18 protein-coding genes are annotated in these 15,521 nt (G+C 44.4%); all 18 read right to left on the minus strand.

The genetic code is table 11. The annotated features are described in order from the left end of the window. Positions 1-584 (minus strand): hypothetical protein (locus CXF62_RS00410; protein ID WP_145990506.1); only part of this gene is annotated, 584 nt, incomplete at its 3' end. 517 nt (positions 585-1,101) lie between these two features. Beyond that, entirely contained in the window at positions 1,102-1,647 is a 546-nt protein-coding gene (locus tag CXF62_RS00415; RefSeq protein ID WP_102092507.1) for an N-acetylmuramoyl-L-alanine amidase, read from the minus strand. A 62-nt stretch (positions 1,648-1,709) separates the two neighbouring features. Beyond that, on the minus strand, positions 1,710-1,871 hold the full coding sequence (locus tag CXF62_RS14620; protein ID WP_185156566.1) for a hypothetical protein: 162 nt from the start codon (positions 1,869-1,871) through the stop codon (positions 1,710-1,712). 12 nt (positions 1,872-1,883) lie between these two features. After that, entirely contained in the window at positions 1,884-2,276 is a 393-nt protein-coding gene (locus CXF62_RS00420; RefSeq protein WP_102092508.1) for a hypothetical protein, read from the minus strand. Between the two features lie 65 nt (positions 2,277-2,341). Next, entirely contained in the window at positions 2,342-4,081 is a 1,740-nt protein-coding gene (locus CXF62_RS00425) for an SGNH/GDSL hydrolase family protein (RefSeq protein ID WP_102092509.1), read from the minus strand. Between the two features lie 46 nt (positions 4,082-4,127). Then, on the minus strand, positions 4,128-6,812 hold the full coding sequence (locus tag CXF62_RS00430; RefSeq protein ID WP_102092510.1) for a host specificity factor TipJ family phage tail protein: 2,685 nt from the start codon (positions 6,810-6,812) through the stop codon (positions 4,128-4,130). Further along, the gene (locus CXF62_RS00435) at positions 6,796-7,155 is read right to left on the minus strand and encodes a hypothetical protein (RefSeq protein WP_102092511.1); all 360 of its coding nucleotides are present in this window, start codon (positions 7,153-7,155) and stop codon (positions 6,796-6,798) included. Before CXF62_RS00435 ends, CXF62_RS00430 begins: the two co-directional genes overlap by 17 nt. Continuing rightward, positions 7,155-7,658 (minus strand): DUF1833 family protein, encoded by a 504-nt coding sequence (locus tag CXF62_RS00440; protein WP_102092512.1) that lies wholly within the window; start codon positions 7,656-7,658, stop codon positions 7,155-7,157. Before CXF62_RS00440 ends, CXF62_RS00435 begins: the two co-directional genes overlap by 1 nt. Positions 7,659-7,666: 8 nt before the next feature. After that, the gene (locus CXF62_RS00445) at positions 7,667-8,140 is read right to left on the minus strand and encodes a hypothetical protein (protein WP_102092513.1); all 474 of its coding nucleotides are present in this window, start codon (positions 8,138-8,140) and stop codon (positions 7,667-7,669) included. Between the two features lies 1 nt (position 8,141). After that, positions 8,142-11,354, minus strand: a complete 3,213-nt coding sequence (locus CXF62_RS00450) for a hypothetical protein (RefSeq protein WP_102092514.1) — start codon at positions 11,352-11,354, stop codon at positions 8,142-8,144. A 10-nt stretch (positions 11,355-11,364) separates the two neighbouring features. Beyond that, complete coding sequence (locus tag CXF62_RS00455; RefSeq protein WP_102092515.1) at positions 11,365-11,643, minus strand: phage tail assembly protein T; 279 nt, start codon at positions 11,641-11,643, stop codon at positions 11,365-11,367. Between the two features lie 74 nt (positions 11,644-11,717). Then, on the minus strand, positions 11,718-12,128 hold the full coding sequence (locus CXF62_RS00460) for a hypothetical protein (protein ID WP_102092516.1): 411 nt from the start codon (positions 12,126-12,128) through the stop codon (positions 11,718-11,720). 75 nt (positions 12,129-12,203) lie between these two features. Beyond that, complete coding sequence (locus tag CXF62_RS00465; protein WP_102092517.1) at positions 12,204-12,641, minus strand: hypothetical protein; 438 nt, start codon at positions 12,639-12,641, stop codon at positions 12,204-12,206. Positions 12,642-12,653: 12 nt separating this feature from the next. After that, positions 12,654-13,016 carry a tail completion protein gp17 gene (gene gp17 / locus CXF62_RS00470; RefSeq protein WP_102092518.1) on the minus strand — a complete coding sequence of 121 codons (363 nt, stop codon included), beginning with the start codon at positions 13,014-13,016 and terminating at the stop codon, positions 12,654-12,656. Positions 13,017-13,018: 2 nt separating this feature from the next. Beyond that, positions 13,019-13,495: an HK97-gp10 family putative phage morphogenesis protein gene (locus CXF62_RS00475; RefSeq protein ID WP_102092519.1), complete on the minus strand. Its 477-nt coding sequence runs from the start codon at positions 13,493-13,495 to the stop codon at positions 13,019-13,021. Beyond that, positions 13,492-13,818, minus strand: coding sequence for a phage head closure protein (locus tag CXF62_RS00480; RefSeq protein WP_228153114.1), 327 nt, complete (start codon positions 13,816-13,818; stop codon positions 13,492-13,494). Before CXF62_RS00480 ends, CXF62_RS00475 begins: the two co-directional genes overlap by 4 nt. Before the next feature lie 8 nt (positions 13,819-13,826). Beyond that, positions 13,827-14,117 carry a head-tail connector protein gene (locus tag CXF62_RS00485; protein ID WP_102092521.1) on the minus strand — a complete coding sequence of 97 codons (291 nt, stop codon included), beginning with the start codon at positions 14,115-14,117 and terminating at the stop codon, positions 13,827-13,829. Further along, positions 14,098-15,402, minus strand: coding sequence for a phage portal protein (locus CXF62_RS00490; protein ID WP_228153115.1), 1,305 nt, complete (start codon positions 15,400-15,402; stop codon positions 14,098-14,100). The genes CXF62_RS00485 and CXF62_RS00490 overlap by 20 nt, the downstream gene beginning before the upstream one ends. Positions 15,403-15,521: the final 119 nt, after the last annotated feature.

Genomic DNA, 15,521 nt, shown 5'->3' on the forward strand with positions numbered 1-15,521 from the left:
TACTCTTCGATGCTCTCTTTAGGTAATATCGGCTGATATCTGCTTTCTACCACTTTGATTTTATCAAAGTTATAGTCTTGACCTTCATATGTGCTAGGTTTGTCACTAGGCAAAAGAAATTCTTCTACGTCTTTTGGATTAGCATTTAGTCTATTGTGTGGTAACAAGCCCTCAATATCTCCCCATTCGTCACTAATTTCAGTTCGTTCCAATAAAAGTAAGTTGCTAATCATTCTGTTGCTTAGCTGGATAAAAACGCCTAATTCTTTACAAGTTAACGAGGGCTTTACATCGCAAAAAAATAAATATGCATCTATTTGCGCTGTATAGATTTGATAGTCTTCACTGTCTTTATCTAACTCATCTAAAAAATCCAATTTGTCTTCATCGAGATAATGATTTCCCATTAAATAAAACCCTCTACCATAAATATAAGTGTCTAAATCAAACTCATAAATTCTTTTAAGTAGTTTTTTCGGCGTTATATTATCGGTTTTAAATTTTCTGTTTAAGTAGTCGCAAGCCTCTTGTAGATTGTAATATTCTGCGGTATCAAAGCTTAATGCAATATCGTTATTACTCATATTCACACCTCTACACACCATTAAATCAAAGTAGATATAAGACAAGCCAGCCTAAAACTATATGGATGACTGGCTTTAGATTATTCATCATGCCTGGCAAGATTTTTATTATTATTTGCTCAATCAAATATCATACAATTACCAGCCAAATTTAGCACAAAAAAAAGCCAACCATTGAAAACAATGATTGGCTTTTCTCTATTACTGCTATGCTTGGTCGGAACGGCAGGATTTGAACCTGTTCTACGTGTGCAATATAACATTATTGCATTGTAGAGCGTATATAAAACAAGGGTTTGCCATTTTTAAATGTAATACAATGCAATGGTTGTTTTGAAATCTGTGCCAAAATCTGTGCCAAGAGTGCGAGTAGGGGTGTGAGATACTCGAACTCTTTTTGATATAACCTAATATAAATCAATGAAAAATTAATATAATGAAATCATATATTTATGTTTTTACTTTTAAATTGATTTAAATAGTTTCTACGCTAACTGCGACAAAAACTGCGACATGATTAAGCTTTACAACCAACCCCAATATGGTCTGCAATGACGTCTGCAATTTCACGCGCTAGTGGCCATTTTTTTGCCTGATAAGCGGCAAGCTCAGATGGATTAGAGATAAAAAATAGCTCTAAGATGATTCCGCCTTCGCGCACGTAGCCCAATCTTGAATGCTGACCACTGTTTTCTGGCTTAAAACCACCAGCGCTACCGCGTACTGGAATTCTCAAAACGTCACTAACTGCCTCACAAAGCTTTTGGCAGATTGCTTTGTCTTTAGGCTGCGCCAATGCTTCAACGCCACCAGCAGTGGGCAGATGAAATGCGTTGCAATGGAACTCAATAGCGACTTCACCTTGCTTGATGAGTTTAATTGCATTGCGCAACGTGTCATTTTCGCTACCGGTGCCATCGGTGACTGCTTCAATACCCAAATCGCGTAGGCAATAAGCAACGATGTTGCGCATATCAGTAGTGATTTCGGCTTCAGTGACGTTGCCGGCAACTGCACCAGGATCGGTATTACTGTGACCAGCTGTGATAGTAACTTTTGCCATGATGTTTATCCTTTTTTAGACATTAAAAAAGCCCCAAATGGGGCTGTATTTAATGTTAATTGTTATTTGTCTTTATCTGCAATGCGTAGTGCGTAATGCAGTGCGTTGAGTGCAAGCAGTCCACGCCGGTAGTGACTCGCTTTGACATACGGCTGAACGATTTCACTATTTTTGATAGCAATGTCTGTCAGCTGACGCGCTGTTTTTAGTAGATTGAATTGCATGATTTACTCCTATTATTTGCCGAATATTGCGAATGCTGCATCTTTGACTTCTTTGATTACTTCAGCAATCGTCTTGCCCTGCCATAAGGCTACGGCTTGATAAACAATGCCTATGGCCAACATACCGAACACCGCCCAAACAAGCATGATTGCGCCTTGTGTCATTACGCTATAATCTTGATAGCCCATAAATTCAATATGCGCTGCGCCGCCAAACAGCGAGATTGTGACAGCAATAGTAAACTTGATTATCACTGACATATTAACTTGTATCTTACCGTCTTTACCGATGTCACCTGATAGCATCAATCCAAATATTGCACCGATGACAGCTGCGAATACTTTTGGCAGAAATACCATCAGCTTTAGTATGATTAGCTCCAAAAACGGTGTGTTCTGTGGCATATCGTCCTCTCAAATTTTAGATAATAAAAAACCCCATTTAAGGGGTTTGATTTAATTCAATGGTTTTACAGCTCTACCAAGAAGTTAGGCACTGCGGCTTCCGCCTTGCCAGTCAAGGTCCATTCATTCGCTTGCGTATTGTCTGGTGACGTTAGTTTTGCTTGTATCTCGATGTAGTTATCAGCGCTTTTGACAGCTCTTAACTCTATATTCGTAACCGAACTAAAAGCGTCGGCTCTAAACACAACTGATGATAAAGAGCCTCTAATATCGGTAATTGCATTCCCTGCTGCGCCTGTGCGATAAGCATAAAATTTTAGATTGCTAGTCCACTGTCTTCCCGTCGTGCTACTAGCGACAGTAATATCAAAATAGGCGTTCACACTATTTTTACTGATGCCGTATTTTGCGATAGTTGACCACACAGATGTTATAGCGACTTTACTAGCGATAGGCGTTAATGCTGTCAATGTGCGCACTGTCGGCAATATAGTGTCATAGCTGACAGTGTCTTCGATGCTCAGCATGTAATTAAAAACTGCGCTTGCAATCATACCTTTGCCGATGGCGTTCGGGTGAATTGCGTCTGTTAGCCAATCATTATCCAAGAACTTGGCATAATCACCGACAAGTTTAGGCACATCGATAAAATAAATATTACTATTTTCAGTAACTATTTCTTTTCTGACTGCTGTAAATTCTTCTAATAATACGCCACGCGGGTCACTAGCTAATCCATAAAACTCAGGTTTATTCGGCTCAACAACATAGATGCGGCAATTAGGCTGGACACCACGCAATCTATTAATCCAAGTTTGGAAGTTGGTTTTAAATTGCACCTTCGTTTGCCTATCAATTGTATTGATAGCATCATTTGTGCCGATATTAATTACTGCAATGCTTGGTTTCAATTGTGCATAATACGTCTCAATATTCACAAGCTGATTGTGTTCATACAATGACACGCCACTACGTGCCATCAGGTCGTAAGTAATACCGTCAGCTCTTGACTCATCAATAAATTGTACACCATATGCTGCAAACTTTTTACCTGAGCCATCTAATTGGAATTGCAATATTTGAGATAAAAACTCAACGCCAATATCTACAAAAGCCAGTTGCTCGGTATTATTTTGAGTATCAACCAACAATCTAGCTGTCGGTAATTGATCTTGGAAGCCAATAGTGAATTTGCAACCGTTGGGCTGCTTTAAATAAAATACACGCACCTTAGTGCATTTGAGTAGCCCTACAGTACTGATGTATATAGCCTCAGCATTGGCTGATTCAACCATCATACCTTGACCGTCTGGCGAATACTTATATGGTGATAAATCCCATTTTCTGTCTGACGGTCCCCACATATTTATCACAGTAGATGGTGATGTTCGGCTAACTTTTATTTGTGCGTTAGAGCCTTGATGTTTGGCGTGACTGGTCGTTAAAGGAGTGTACCCAAACTCACCCATGCCACCATACATTGGTGCTAAGCGCTTAACTAAAGGCTTTGCATAAGTTGCCCCTGTTTGCAGCTCAGTTAAAGAGTCACCAATAAATAATAGGCGTTCTTTTTGCTTATTTTTAACAATCAATTTGTCCGCTTGTACCACGCCTGATTGTATTGTCGCTCTCACAGCACTATTTGCTAAACCAGCAAAAAATATGTCCCAAAATATCAGCGGGCGAATTGATGGTGCAAGTCGACGCTCAACCATCTCATCAGGGTCGGTAGTATTAACATAAGTTTTCATAGTTTGAATGTCAACACGACCATCCGCATAAAACTGTAAAATATCATCAGGCATTTTTAGCTCCAAAAAATTTCAGTGTTGATAGTATGTTTAAATTAATTTAGGCTATCAAGCCGTTTATATAGTCTTTGTCATTCTGATAGTACTTAGCTGTGTAATTCATAGCATCTAATCTATTAGACATAGAGCTGTCACCAGGTCCTTTGATCGTGACAATATAATTGTCTTTATCCAAATCGTCATGAGTGACTAGGTTATAAGTAGCGCGCACAGGTGCGCTATAGTCTGTGCTTATTGGATACGACGGTGGGCGGTCTAATATAATCTCTCTTGGATTATCGCTTGGGCGACACTTGATATTATCTACAATTGCCACAACGGTCTGGACAAACACAGTGCCTTCTGTTTTTCCGACGAAATCAACATCGTTGCTCAATGTGAGTATCGTCTGAGCGCTTTCATTAACTGTCAATCCTATGACAGCACCTTGCTGTGTATCAGCACGATTTTGATTTGCAATGCTCACTTTATTACTTGGTATGATAATCGCTGACTCATCAGCAGCGGTTATCGACACGTTATTGTATGCGAGTTGGTTCTTCCAGTGCCTGCGCATGAGATGCATGTGCGCTTGCACTTTGTTGCGTACGCCGACGAGATCCTTATTCTTCGTATCGGGGTTGGTAGGCGTGGTGTCGGCAGGATAAGTAAGCGTGGTACGTGTGTCGTTATCGTTAGGGTCAACGTAAGTGACGACTTGACCATCGTAATCATTGCGTGGGCCAAACGTCTCAGACCATTCAAAAGTATCTGGTAGGATGTTATGGCTGTTGAAGTTAGCTATTGGCAAATCTTCAGGCATTTCAAACTGTAAATGCGCTTTGTTGTTCACTCTATGAGCAGTAAAAAACCCAGCGCCGGCAACGGCTTGTATCATCTCTTCAGTGGTAATATCTGTACTATCAAACGTACCAGAAAATTGAGCACATAGCGGAGTACCGAAGTAGGCAATCTGAGCATCAACAGCAGCTGAGATCTGTGGCATATCCAAGTCATCAGCATTCATTGTGCTGGTGATGGGGTCTGTTGCGATGTCATAAATAATGTCATCGATGCGCGTAGATGCGATAAGTGCATCACCGTTGCGCCAGTCTTTTACGAGTCTTGTGACCAGGCCTTTTGCTTTTCGATCCTTGACAGCCAATGCGCCTTCAGTCGCTAGCTGTTTTAGATATATTTTAGTGGCACCTTTTGGATAATCGCCATCATTGAGCATCCTGGTACCGTAAAAATCTTTGATTTTTATTTCGTCAACAATGCCGGCGCTTTCGTCAGTAATGGCATTCGATGTGCGAGCTATCCAAAACCTTAAGCGCTTGCCGACGCCAAAATATGGATTCTCAATCTTGACAGTGACGGCGGCTGTGCCACGCAGCTTATCGTTTTTAGTATCGACGGTCGTTTCATCATAGCCACCTTCCATCGCACGCCATTGGTAACGATCGCTGTCAGGCGAGGCGATGGTGAATACTTGGCTATGGCGAGTGCCAGTTACTGGGTTGTCGGAGGAATCAACTAACTCAGACTCAATAGCACCATATACTCTAAGGCCCTTCCAGCGTCCGCTTGGTTCACCATCATATAGGCCGTTGGGTGCGATGATGTTGACATAGGCCGCCTCATGATCTTTCTGGTTTGTATAATGATAACCTTGCCATAGCGGTGATGTTTCGGTTGATAACGTCACAGCATCACTTTCAACAGTAAAATCAACATTGTCGTCCAGTCGTTGCCAATCAGTGTTGATAAGTGCTGGGTCAGAAATAGTTAACTGCTTTTCGGTGACACTGGCAATGACGTATTGGCCATTTAAAGAGTATTCAATAATATCGGCATTTTCTTCCTCGCTTGCTGTTAGATTATTGCCTGATTTAAGGCCTTCAGCACCTTCGATTAGTAGTACATCGCCCACTTTAAAGCTGTCTCTATAGTCTATTGGGTCATTCGTTTCAATGATATTTGGGTTTTTGAAGATAACGCTTTTGGTTGTATAGGCGTCTGGTGCATTTAAAGTTTGGCCATTTACTGACGTGTATCGCTTTGCGGCAAATCGTGATAGTGCTGCTTCTTCGGCTGTGAATGCCGTACCAAATTGATGTGATGGATTGTCGTTGATACTGTAGTTTGGGTCAAATACGAGGCCACATGCGCCCAATAGTTGAGCAAGTGGGGTGGTATCATCAAACATATTAGCGACGAGATACTGACCGCGCCCGATCGTCATAGCACTAAACTCAACCTCCTTGTGATTGATGTACATACTGTACGTTGGCGCAAACAAATCAAAAAAAGCGAGTAGAGTGCCGTATACATCTGCTACGCGTCCACCAGTGCGCTGTGTGTTTGATCGCTGCGCCAGTGCATTATTTGGCGAGGGTGGGGCGGTTGGACTGACTGCGACCGGTTGCTCTGGTACGAAGAAAGAAAAAACTTTATTAATGACTTTGGCGATAGGACTAAAGACAGCAGCGGCAGGGTAAGTCACGATATATATCGTACCGCCATCGTCATCAAGTATGTGCATGTCAGCAGCAGTTTTTGGTGTGACATCACAGGCATCGTCCCAGCGGTCAAGATACCAAAATGTATTGAGTGGCTGACCGTTTGGATAGACGCTCTTAACCATTGCCATTAAGTCGTCACCATGCATAATCTTACATGCAGACTCATCGCAAGCGTATGCCATCGCGTTATTAATGATGATTAATTCAATGTGAGATCGCATAATATTTTATCCGGCCATGGTTGATTTCGGCAATATGTGGCGGCTGGGCTTGTACGCCTTGCTCGTTGAAATGTATAATTTTGCCGTTGTGATATATGCCGATATGCAGTTCTGCGCCGTGCATGACAGCAAGGCAAGTGTTAATCGGATCTGCGATTGGCTTGAACTCTTTTAGCTTTTTGACAATTACTCGGCGCTTGGCGCGTCCAGTCATAAGCTCACTGACATATAAACCCATGTCGTGGCCAGATATGTCGCGATACGCATCAACAGCGAAATGCAGACAGTTATAGATTTCGTCGTCGTATCGTTTGCTGACGTATTTTTTCAATTTGAAAGCCATTAGAAATACCTCAGTGCTGCCCAATCAGAGTAGTTAAACGTAATGCCGGTGCTGTTTTTGTTCAGCTCACGCGCTTTGCACGCAAACACAGCGCCTTCTTTTTTCTGTTGATTGTCTGTGACCTCAAGACCACGTACTGACAAGCTGGGTTCGCTTAAATCACTGGTCAGATACACGCGGTAATTAACGGTAGGGCGCACTTGTGGATAGCTGCCGTTGCGCAGTCGGTCAAGCTCGCGGGGCATAATCTCACCCACATCACCAATGCCAATGGTAAAGCTTTGTTGTAGGTCGTCTGCTGATGTACCAGGCTTAATCGACATCGGTAGATATTCGTAATCACGCCAATAGCCATCTTCCGTTTTGATGCGAACGCCTTTCGTCGCATTGCGTACAAATCGATAGTGTTTAGTAAACGATGGGTGGATAATGTCTATACATTCGACTCGTACGTCATCGTGAGTGCCGCGCAGCCAGTGCTCAATCTCTTTATCACTTGTCATCAAAAACCTCATGGTGCATTAGGCAAATCAACATTAACGAGCTGCTCAAGTAAGTAAAAAAATAGCTTGGGATTACCATCAGATACGTCGTATGCGGAGATATTTACGAGGTCGGCTTGTAGGGATGGGCTGATTGGTGTCGCTGTGATGCTGAGCTGCACCGTAAATATTTGATCACCCAATGCGCTCACAGGTATGTCGTCACTGACTATGCGACACTCGTACCATTTGTGATCGATATCATCAATGAGCAGGTACGCTAAAAATGGCTGAGCTTCATAAGCACGCAAAAATGCGTGCAAATATTGCATTTGCACGCGAGTGCATTTGTAGGTAGGGCTGAGCGTATGCACTGTACCGACGCTTGCCTTGCGCTGCCTTGGTTGACCACTCTCTGTTTGGGTCGTCACTGTCTGACGACCCAAATTAAAAGAATAGCCCTCACGTAATGGCTTTAGGCGGAGCTTGGGTAAATCTGCCATGTTATAAACTCCGCTGAAGGTGATATTGATTTTGCAGTGTTTTATTAAACTTACTCGATGGATCGCTGACCATGGCTGGCAGCTGCTTATTAAGCTCTTCGCCAATCATAATCTCTAACTCACCATTGCTGTTTTGACGCTGGGTAACTGGCGCACCAGTGTAGTTATGGATATTGACGATAGGCATAGTACTGATGTTAGGTTGACGGTATTTTTCGTCATAACTGCCATCATGCATTGCTTCCAGTTCTGGTCGAAACCGCTTAGTCGTTGGCGCATTGGCAACAAACTCTTCTTTATGCACAAGCCCTGCGACGTCAGATGTGCCGCCTGCGCCTGTATAACCACCAACTTCAAACCCTGGCATCGATGGTGTTTCAACTTTATCAATCAATACTTTTTGACCAAATTGTAAAGCGGCTGCTGCTGCACCCGCAATTGGAGCTAGCGCTGGGCCAACGAAGGGGATACCAACAGTTGCTGCGAATGCATCACTATAAGATTTAGGAATATTGAGTAATGCCTGAGCGCCGGCCAAACCTTTTTGATAAATAAAGGCAGCTTGATACAAGACGTTTTGTTCACCAAATGCTACGCGCATGACTTCAGTCACTGAGCCAAATTGTTGATCCGCTGAAGCTAACATCATTGCCTGAGTTTGTTGCTGATATTCTTGCTGCGCTGCAAACTTAGCCTGTTCGTAAGTTTCAACAGTCAGTAGTTCGGCTTTTTTAGCATTCTCAATCACTTCGAGCTGCTGTTTGAGTTGCTGCTCAAGTCCGTATTGCTGAGAATAGCCACCAAGCTGTGCTTGCTGAGACTCAAAAGCGTCACGCGGTCCTTTCTGTAATTCATTGACGTTGTATATCTCAGAGCTAGCCATCGCGTTACGTAAGCCAGACTTTTGACCGTCATCAATATCAGTTCGAGCATCTAATACACGTCGCTGATCTGCATATGACTGACGTAGAGCTGCTAGATCTGATTGGCCAATGCTGGTTAAATCTCTAAGCTCACGCTCGTAAGCATACCGGCGTTCATCAAGTGCCAGTTGCTCAGCTTGATTAAGCGCGTCAATCTTAGCTTTGCGCAGCTGCTCATCCATATTAACTGTTAATTGGATTTCACGGCGTTCAAGCGCATATTGATTGCGAATGCGTTCAGCGTCTGTTTGCTCGGCTTGCTGGGCGTATTGCATTTCTTGATCATGCGCAAGCTGCATTTGTGCCAATTTGGCATTGGCGACATCGATAGCATCATCGATAAAGGCGGTGCGCTCGTCATCATTAAAGCCACTGGCATCAATTTTTAAGATGGCAGTTTTTAGCTGTTCCTCGATGCGCATGGCTTCGTCGCCGTACTCTAACCGGATGGCATTGCGATCTTTGGCGAGCTGTTCTGCAACTTTTGCTTGTTCAGCAGCAGCTGTGACTTCGCTTTGCATTATTTGGCTAATTGACTGTTGAGCAATAGCGACGCCATCGCCGTAGTAATCTTTAATATGCGCTTTAAAACGCTTACCAGTTACTGCTTCGCCTTTAGCGACTACACCATCTTTGTTGACATCCCATACTTTGTTTGACTCATAGCCTGCACTACCTCGCTTATAGCCGTACCCAGCGACAGCATCGTATACTTCAGCAACACCAGCGCCTGGTCCAATGCCGCGACCTTTGAGATAAGAGACAACATGATCCATCTGCTGAAGTGGAAGCAAGCTGCCAAACTGGTCACGTGTCATGCCAAAATACTTACCATCAGCTTTATTGTCGCTGCCTTCCATAAACTGGATTAAGCCAGTGGCAGATGATGTTGGATTTCTTGCATTGGTGTTGAATGTACCACCAGTCTCAAAAGATATGACAGCAGCGAGATCGTTTGGATTAATGCCTAGTTTCTTTGCACCATCTAATATGGCGTCACTAACAGCTTTGGGAATGAGCGCCGCGGCTTTACTGGCTGCTTTTGCAGCGGATGCTTGTTTCTTAGCATTGGCTTCAGCTGCTTTTGCAGCATCGGCTTCAGCTTGCGCATTTGCTTGTACAGCTTGACCGGTCAAGCCCAGTTGCCTGCGCAACTCTTCTTGCTGTTTTGCAGCGGTAAGAAAGCGGCTTTCACGCTTGCCACTACCTAAGTTGTCGATAAACTCTAACTGTTTAGCATAACCTGCTAAAGATGCAGAGATATCTTGATCTGCCAATCTTGCAATCTCATTTGCAGAGCCAAAGTTTTGGGCAATCTTAAGGGACGTAACCCACACACTGTCCATCATGCTAACACCATTGAGCAATCCGCCAACAGTTGCGGCGACGCCGCCAATGCTGCTGCCAACCACGTCAAACACTGCGGCGACACCGATGCCGACCTTTGCCACGCTCTTAAAGACAACGACTAAGTCTTCGCCCATTTCGCGTGCTAGATCCGATGCGCCTGCTGTACCTACCAACTCATCAGCGACATCTGCCAGTACTGGGATAAATGCACTGGTAAACTGGGTTTTTGCACCTTCGACAGACAGTGTCAAAAGGCTGTTTGCTGCTATTAAGTCTTGAGTAGCAGCGACTGTTTTTTCATCCATGATGACGCCGGCATTTTCAGCCGCTTCTGCCCACACATCAAACCCAGCGCCATTATCATGGAGTAATGGGATCAGCAACGATGCATCGGATGCAATAGACTCCATGTAAAAGATGAGTTCAGAGTTGCTTAGATTGGCTTCCTGTAAGCCGTTGTAATACCGCTGCAAGGCATCAGGCCCTGATAAGTTGCGGAAGCTCTCAGCGGTCATGTCTACGCTAGGTGGCATGCTTTCAAAAAAGTCTGCCATCGCACCGCCGCCGGTGGTTAGAAAATCACCGATTTTGTCTTGCGTGTCCTTATAGATATCACCTAACGTTTCTTGCTCAACGCCCATAGCGCGCGCTGCAACGATGTGTTTTTGCATCACATCGATATTAGTGTTCGAGACTTTAGCGAGTTTGACGATTTCATTTGCCAGTTCTGTTTGCTCTTTGATCATCACGCCGATGGCCGCAGTCCCGGCTGCTGCCATACCAGCAAAAGCAGCTGCGCCGACCTTAGCCATGTTTGCGGCATCAGCTTTGATAGCACCCATCATCGTAGTGGTGCTTTGCTGCGTGTCGCGCATCTCGCTACGGTACTGCGCGGTGTTGGCAAAGAGTAAAATATCTAAGCGCTGTAATACCTTTGCCATGGTGCAATCCTTATTTTTTTGCGCGACGTTTCAGAGTAGCTATCAGTGATTCTGTGTAGGCTTGGCTACGTTCAGCATCTGCTTTTGCAGTTTCAATAGCACGTTGCTCATTGGTGCGTGGGAACGGGTCAATCACAAGCAAGTCTTTTAGGCTTGGTGCTTCTTTGCAATGACCAGACCACGCGGCTATTTGCTGCATGAGCGCTGCAAAGTTTAAGTCTGTGCGATAGTCGCCAATAGGATTGACGCGGTCAAAGGCTTGCCACTCACGTAGCTCATCGATGCCCATAACAGCGTCAATCTCTGCGACTGTTTTTGATAGATGCCCAGCGAGTTTAAATTTAAAGAATTTATCCCGCCGGGTTAGGAGTTTTTTAGGTCTTCATCTTCCTGTGGTTCGTCCACTTCGGCTTTATTTGCAAGCGGTTTTCGGACGAATCGGTTGATAATATTAAACTCAGCCAATACAGCATCAGTCAGCACTGGCGGAATGGTCTTGACGACCTCGACATCATCTAGCGTAAACAATGGCTCGTTGTTCTCATCAACGATAGCAATGATAAAGGCTTCGATATTGCCTTTGCCGACGACTTCTTTCATGTCTTCAAAGTATTGCTCGCGTTCACCCAACGTCATGCGCTTTACGAATACGTCAGCATCCAGCTCTTTGATAGGGAGTCGTGATGGTGCTAGCAGGGCTGATGAGGCGATGGCGGCAAGTAAGGTAGTGCGTCCAAGTGGGTTGGCTTTGCGTTGTGCGGCGGTTTTGGCCATGATAAAGGTCTCTAAAATTGGATAAAGAAAAGCCCACGATTAAGTGGGCGGTCATCGATACAGATTGGCGGGTTATTACGGCGCAGATGTAATCTCAGTCACATCGCTACCAATGATGATCATACCTTTTTTGCGCAATTTCTTTTTAGGGTCGGTGACGTTGCTAAACTCTGAGATCATGCCGTCAAATGCATAACCAGATACAGCGGCATCATCAAAATGGATTTCACACTGCACCACTTCATTGTTGTCATAAGCAGCTTTGAGCTTAACGTGTTGCGGGTCAGTGGGTTTGTAGACCAACTCAAATGCCAAATCATTGACTTCGGTAAAATCAACAACTGCTTTTTGCGTATTGCGGGCATCAGTTGTTGTAATTTCATCGATTGATTTCTTTTGGTCAATCATGTCTATACTGGTTAATAGCGGCACCTTTACAAAGGTCGCCCCGTCATCAGTACTGATTTTTAAGATATGCTGGCTGTCAGATAAGCCATCGGTAATTGCTGTCATGTGATTTTCCTTTTATTCAGTTGGGGTTGTTTGCCAAAATTCGTAGTCGATAGACTGACGATATAACTCGCTTGACGCGTCATACATTTGCTGTTGACCATCGTAAATGCTAGGTTTGATTTGATCGTTGATAGTATTGACGACCTTATTTGCTAACAATCTAACTTTATATTTGTCAGGGTGATAAACATCGATTTGCATACGGGTCCATTCATGACCAGTGATGCCATCGTCTGTAATTTCAGGCTGACTGCTGACTTCTTGGTAAATGATATATGGCGGCGCGCTATCTTCATTTTCATCAATACGTAATGGATATATACGACCGTTGACCAATAGCCCTATCGTTTGCACCAGTTGGACACTTGCGATCATAATCACTCCGAATATTTATCAATGTTTTCATTAAGCTTTTCGCTAAATCGTTCAAGTATCAGCTGGATATTATTATCAAAAGCAGGACGGATAAACGGTGTAGCAGGCTGTGTAGATGTACCATGCTCAACGAAGTACCAGTAGTTTGGATAAACTTTATTGCGTCCAGTGCCGATATACATACCCATTGCAGCACCTTGCGCAAATTCTCCTTTCATTTCTGACTTTGGTACACGCCGTTTTTTAATAGCTGTGCGTAATAGGCCAGGTTTGACAGGTATTTTTTTGCCGTTTGAATAAACAACCGTGTGAGGTTCTTTAGCTTTTGCGGCGAACTTCTTAGCGTCCTTAACGACAGGCGTAAGAGCATAGCCCAATGCGCCATATATGGCTTTACCAGCGAGTTTGTTGTCGAGCACAGCGAGCTTAGCCTCAAGCTCTTCGAGACCCAGTACTTCGCAGCTGCCTCCATCGCTCATGTGACACTCTTTAACATCAGCGTGATGTACTCAAGACCGCTATCGTCGTCAGGTAGTGGGTCGCCATCGATGGCATACATATTGCCACGGTGTTCGATGCGCATCTTGCTAGTGATATCAGTGCGATAGCGCAACACACAACGGGCGCGTGTCTCACTGTCAGCTGCTTGGGCATTGATGACATCCTTGACTGATAATGGTGTAACGTTAGCTGATAATGTGTGGGTGGGCGTCCATGATGTGCTACTGCTGCCGCCCATTGGGGAAGCGATGTTAACGGGCTCATGCACAGTAACGCGATTGCGTAAGGCGCTGGCTTTCATAATCCTCCTTATGTAACAGTAGGGAGCCGATAGGGGTAGAGCAAAGACACGACTGGCTGTGGCAAATAATTTCCATTGCTGGGCGTATCTTTATCAGGGCTTCGATTTTCATCAAAGTAGCCGACTAACATCAGCGTAGCGATCTTGATATCATCAGTGCCGGCTGCTGGTATCTCTTCAGTGATATAACGTTTTATCGCTGACTCAGCGGCTAAGATATACATCGTTAAGTTTGTATCGTTGGCATCATCGTCATAGCGTAGATGATGCTTTACTTCGTTAAGCGTTACCCAATCCATCATCGGCTCCTTGTGTCTCTCCAGTGTCAGGAGTAGGGGTGGCAGCTTTGGCAAATGGGTCGCCACTGTCGCGCTTGGCTATGGCAGCAAGGCTAAAGTTCTGTTGCTGAATCATTGGACTTTCGCCACCTGGTACCGCTGCTAAACCAATCTTAGCGCGGGCTTCGTTTGGAGACATGATTGCGCCTTTAACACCTTTGTCTAAATAGTCCATCTGACTGCTAGCATCCATTCGCAATAGAGCATCAAGACAAAATTCAACTTCAACGCCATCTTCCAATTCCAAGTGTTGGTTAAGCAACGTCTCAATGCTCTCAATGTAGTGCTGCAAGCAGTCGCTGTAATAGATATCGTTATGGTCGCTGATCTTGCCACCGGGTAATGTTGCAAGCCCTACTTTAAAAGCAGGGACACTAAATGCCGTACAAACGATTTCGCCTGACATCTTCAATTGTTCAACGAGCTGAGCGTCATGTGCAGCCACAGACATGGGCACATAAGTCATGCCGTCGCTCAGTACTGCTGTTCCACCTCTACCACCCTGAGAATAGTTTTTTTCCCAATTCTCTTTAAGCTCGTTGCTATTGCTTTCACTGATGGCGCCAGGTGCGGTTAATATCCCAGATGGGCGTGACTCGTTTGCGAAAAATGACTGAGCATTGCGCTGAATACTGATGCCTTGACTGGCTGATAGCGCACAAGCGGTGATTGGTGATAGCCCAACCAGCGGATGATAAAAGCAATTAAACCGGTCGTGGATAATCTCAGACGCTGGGAATACAACATCTTCAGACAAATCAAACAAACGGTCACGACGTACTTGATAAAACACATTGCCATTAGGATCGACCAGTGGTTTGGTACGTTCAGGATTGAGTATTTGCAGTTTCCACACATCGCCATAAATATTGCGGACTTTCCAGACGTAGACATTGCCAGATGTGGATTTGCTAGTTGCCCAAGCTTCCGCAAATTGTTGCCAGTTTTGAAATTCATTGGGTTTGGCCAAAAGCTTTTTGACTTGGCTATCGCAGACTTGGCTGACGCCATCAACCTTTTTTTTAGTCTTAATTTTTAACTTGCCAATATCGCGTGTGATCAAAGAGATGCAAGCAAACACTGCATGGTGTCGCATCTGGTCGTTTTTGCTGACTTCTATTTCTTGATTACGCTGCCATGCGCCGGTGCTCGGCTCGTGTATCGTATGCCAAACATCGCCGCCATTGACCGGTTGGGCAGTGCTTGCTGATTTTTTGCCAGTCATCCAATCAATAAACTTGCCCATAGTTTTTACTCGTTATCAGTTTTAGTCGTTGCTTTAGCCTTTGTTTTGGTTTTAGGCTTTGGCTCAGTTGGCTCAGTTGGCTCAGTTGGCTCAGTTGGCTCAGTTGGCTCAGTTGGCTC

This window comes from Psychrobacter sp. MES7-P7E (genome assembly GCF_002863645.1).
Classification (GTDB): Bacteria; Pseudomonadota; Gammaproteobacteria; order Pseudomonadales; family Moraxellaceae; genus Psychrobacter.